This is a genomic window from Aquipuribacter hungaricus (assembly GCF_037860755.1).
GTDB classification, from domain to species: domain Bacteria; phylum Actinomycetota; class Actinomycetes; order Actinomycetales; family JBBAYJ01; genus Aquipuribacter; species Aquipuribacter hungaricus.
The window spans coordinates 1-4,188 of sequence record NZ_JBBEOI010000285.1 but is presented as its reverse complement, the minus strand read 5'-3'; the positions used below and the strand labels follow the sequence as shown (position 1 = coordinate 4,188).

Sequence of the window (4,188 nt, the reverse complement as noted above, 5' to 3'; positions counted from 1 at the left end):
GCTGGCGCTGCTGCTGCCCGGGCCGCCGTCGCTGGCGCGCGCCGCCGCGGCCGCCGGGCAGCCGGGCGGCGGCCGACCTCCGCGGCTGCGGGTCCTCGACGTGCTGCGCGAGCACCGGGGGGTGCTGGCGTCGCTGGGCAGCGCGGTCGTCGTCATCGGGGCCGTGCGGAGCCTGCGCACCGGCGTCCTGCCGCTGTGGTCGGAGCAGGTGGGCCTGGACGCCGCGGAGACCTCGCTCGTCTTCGGCGTGGCCGGCCTGGTGGACGCGCTGCTGTTCTACCCGGCCGGGGTGGTCATGGACCGCTGGGGCCGGACCTGGGTGGCCGTCCCCGTGGTGGCGGCCGTCGCGGTCGGGCTGCTCGTCCTGCCGCTCACCACGGGCTTCGGCGGGGTGCTCGCCGTCGCCGTCCTCATGGCCGTGGGCAACGGCATGGGCGCCGGGGTCGTCATGACCCTCGGCGCCGACGTCGCCCCCGAGCAGGGACGGGCGCAGTTCCTCGGCGGGTTCCGGCTGGCCGGGGACGTCGGCAGCACCGGCGGCCCGCTGCTGGTGTCCGCGGTGGCGGCGCTCGCGCCCCTGGCGGTCGCGTGCTGGGTGACCGGGGGGCTGGCCCTGCTGGGGACGGGGTGGGTGGCGCGTCAGGTGTCGCGGGCGGAGCGCCGGCGGCGCCTGCCACCGGGGGCCATGGCGGCCAGGTAGCGGTCGGTGACCCGGCGCTGCAGCAGGGTCGTCACCGGCCCGCCGGCACGGGCCAGCAGGCTGGCCGGGCGGGACATGGCCGACACCGTGCCGCGCACGGTGCCGTCGGCCTCCAGGCTGACCCGGAAGTGCTCGTCGCCCTCCTCGGGGTGCCCCGGCAGCGTGCGGTAGGTGAAGCCCTGCTCGGTCGCCTCGGCCACGACGCCGACGACCACGCAGCGCGCCGTGATGCCGACCGGGCGGCTGCCGAGCCGCAGGGCGACCTCGACGCCCGGCAGCACCCGCGGGGAGGTGGCGCGGACGCCCAGGCCAGCGTCCCGGTGCACCTGCCAGGTCATGAGGCGCTCGGCGGCCTCGTCGAACACCGCGCGGCCCGAGCCCAGCACCGCGCCGCGGGTGAGCTCGCGGAAGGGGGCGACCGGGACGAGGTTGCGCACGGGAGGAGCCTGGCACGGCGGCCGCCCGGCCCGGCCCGCGCTATCCTCGCCGGGTGCCGACCTCCGACCTGCTCCTTCCCGGGCCGCGCTGAGCAGACCGCCTCGACGGCGGACCAGCGCGGCGGCCCCTCCTGAGCGAGGGGCTTCGTCATGTCCGGCCGGTCGTCGGTCCCGGGCGGGCGCACAGGCACGGTGGGCAGGACGCGGAGCACGGGCGCCACGAGCAGCAGGAGGACGCGATGACCGTCGAGCAGGACCACGAGCAGGGTCGGCCGCAGGACAGGGACCACGAGCAGGACCCGGCCGGCCGCTGGGACCCGCACGCGCTGGAGGCCCGCTGGCTGCCGGTCTGGGACGAGGCCAAGCCGTTCGCCAGCGGCCTGCCCGGTGACGAGCGGCCCGGCAAATACGTCCTCGACATGTTCCCGTACCCCTCGGGCGACCTGCACATGGGCCACGCGGAGGCCTACGCGCTCGGTGACGTCATCGCCCGGTACTGGGTCCAGCGGGGCTTCGACGTGCTCCACCCGATCGGCTGGGACGCCTTCGGCCTGCCCGCGGAGAACGCCGCCATCAAGCGCGGGGTCGACCCGGGCGTGTGGACGCGGCAGAACATCGAGCAGCAGAAGGCGTCGATGCGCCGCTACGCGTGCAGCTTCGACTGGGACCGGGTCCTGGCCACGTGCGAGCCGGAGTACTACCGCTGGAACCAGTGGCTGTTCCTGCGCATGCACGAGCAGGGCCTGGCCTACCGCCGCCCGAGCCAGGTCAACTGGTGCCCCGTCGACCAGACGGTCCTGGCCAACGAGCAGGTCGTCCAGGGACGCTGCGAGCGGTGCGGCGCCGCGGTCACCAAGAAGAAGCTCACGCAGTGGTACCTGAAGATCACCGACTACGCCGACCGGCTGCTGGACGACATGGAGCAGCTGCAGGGCACGTGGCCGGACAAGGTCCTGGCGATGCAGCGCAACTGGATCGGCCGCTCGACCGGCGCCGACGTCCGCTTCGTCGTCGAGGGCCGGGACGAGCCGGTCACCGTCTACACGACGCGCCCGGACACCCTGCACGGCGCGACGTTCTTCGTCGTCGCCGTGGACTCCGACCTGGCCGAGGAGCTGGTCCGCGACGCCGAGCCCGGCGTGCGGGAGACCTTCGAGGCGTACCTGGAGGCCGTCCGCGGCACCACGGAGATCGAGCGGCTGGCCTCCGACCGCCCCAAGACCGGCGTCTTCCTCCACCGCCACGCGGTCAACCCGGTGACGGGGGAGCGGATGCCGGTGTGGGCCGCCGACTACGTGCTGGCCGACTACGGCCACGGCGCCGTCATGGCCGTGCCCGCCCACGACCAGCGCGACCTGGACTTCGCCCTGGCGCACGGCCTGCCGGTGCGCACGGTCGTCGACGTCCGCGACGAGGCCGGCGAGCCGCTGCCCGACCCGGCGCAGAGCCGCGTCGCCACGTCCGGCGACGGCGTCCTGGTGAACTCCGGCCCGCTGGACGGGCTGCGCAAGGCCGAGGCCATCGCGGCCGTGTCGGAGCAGCTGGCCGCGGACGGCCTGGGCGGCCCGACGACGACCTACCGGCTGCGCGACTGGCTCATCTCCCGCCAGCGCTACTGGGGGACGCCGTTCCCGATCGTCCACTGCGAGGGCTGCGGCGAGGTCCGCGTCCCCGACGACCAGCTGCCCGTGGAGCTGCCCCCGTCGGAGGGCCTCGACCTGGCGCCCAAGGGCCGCTCCCCGCTGGCCGCGGCCACGGACTGGGTGAGCACCACGTGCCCGTCCTGCGGAGGCCCCGCCCTGCGGGACACCGACACGATGGACACGTTCGTCGACTCGTCCTGGTACTTCCTGCGGTTCCTGTCGCCTACATCGACGACCGTGCCGTTCGAGCGCGCCGAGGCCGACCGGTGGATGCCCGTCGAGCAGTACGTCGGCGGCGTGACCCACGCGATCCTCCACCTGCTGTACGCGCGGTTCTTCACCAAGGTGCTGCACGACATGGGCATGGTCACGCCGACCGAGCCGTTCTCGCGCCTGCTCAACCAGGGCATGGTCCAGATGGACGGCTCCGCCATGAGCAAGTCCAAGGGCAACCTGGTCAAGCTGGGCGAGCAGCTGGACGAGCACGGCGTCGACGCGATCCGGCTGACCATGGTGTTCGCGGGCCCGCCCGAGGACGACGTGGACTGGGCCGACGTGTCGCCCGCCGGCTCGGCGCGCTTCCTGGCCCGGGCCTGGCGGCTGGCCCGCGATGTCACCTCCCCGGTCGGCGCGGACCCCTCGACCGGCTCCGGGCCGCTGCGCCGCGTCACGCACCGCGTGGTCGCCGACGCCGCCTCGCTGGTCGAGGGGCTGCGGTTCAACGTCGCGGTCGCCCGGACGATGGAGCTGGTCAACGCCGTCCGCAAGGCGATCGACGACCCGGCTGTCGGCCCGGCGGACCCCGCCGTCCGCGAGGCCGTCGAGGCCGTGGCGGTGCTGCTGAGCCTGGTCGCGCCGTACACGGCGGAGGACATGTGGGCGACGCTCGGCCACGAGCCGTGCGTGGCCAGGGCCGGCTGGCCCGCCGTCGACGAGTCCCTGCTCGTGGAGGACACCGTCACCGCGGTCGTCCAGGTCATGGGCAAGGTCCGCGACCGGCTCGAGGTGCCGCCCGGCATCGGCGAGGACGAGCTGCGCGAGCTGGCCATGGCCAGCGAGAAGGTCGTGGCGTCCATCGGCGGGGCCACCGTGCGGCGCGTCGTCGTGCGCCCGCCGGGCCTGGTGAACGTCGTCACGGGCTGAGCACGTGCGCACCGCGGTCGTCACCGACTCCACCGCGCGGCCGGTCGCCCCGGCCGTCGCGGTGGTCGACCTGGACGTCGTCGTGGACGGGGTGCCGGCCTCCGAGGCCGGTACCGACCTCGACGCGCTGCTCGCGCGGATGACGGCCGGGGCGCAGGTCGGCACGAGCCGTCCCTCGCCGGACGGGTTCGCCCGCGCCTACGCCGCCGCGGCCGCGACGGGTGCGTCCGCCGTGGTGTCGGTGCACCTGTCGGGGGCGGTGACG

At 75.2% G+C, this 4,188-nt stretch carries 4 protein-coding genes; 3 read left to right on the top strand and 1 reads right to left on the bottom strand.

From position 1 onward, the window contains the following. On the top strand, window positions 1-700 hold a 700-nt coding region (locus WCS02_RS18220), incomplete at its 5' end, for an MFS transporter (RefSeq protein WP_340295708.1). Here the strand turns inward: WCS02_RS18220 and WCS02_RS18215 are convergent. Then, window positions 640-1,137, bottom strand: coding sequence for a DUF1990 family protein (locus WCS02_RS18215; RefSeq protein ID WP_340295707.1), 498 nt, complete (start codon window positions 1,135-1,137; stop codon window positions 640-642). The two genes, WCS02_RS18220 and WCS02_RS18215, sit on opposite strands and share 61 nt — an antisense overlap. A gap of 239 nt (window positions 1,138-1,376) precedes the next feature. Between WCS02_RS18215 and leuS the strand changes: the two genes are divergently transcribed. Continuing rightward, window positions 1,377-3,923 (top strand): leucine--tRNA ligase, encoded by a 2,547-nt coding sequence (gene leuS / locus WCS02_RS18210; protein WP_340295706.1) that lies wholly within the window; start codon window positions 1,377-1,379, stop codon window positions 3,921-3,923. 4 nt (window positions 3,924-3,927) lie between these two features. Further along, window positions 3,928-4,188, top strand: a 261-nt coding sequence (locus WCS02_RS18205; protein ID WP_340295705.1) for a DegV family protein, incomplete at its 3' end; no start/stop codon positions are given.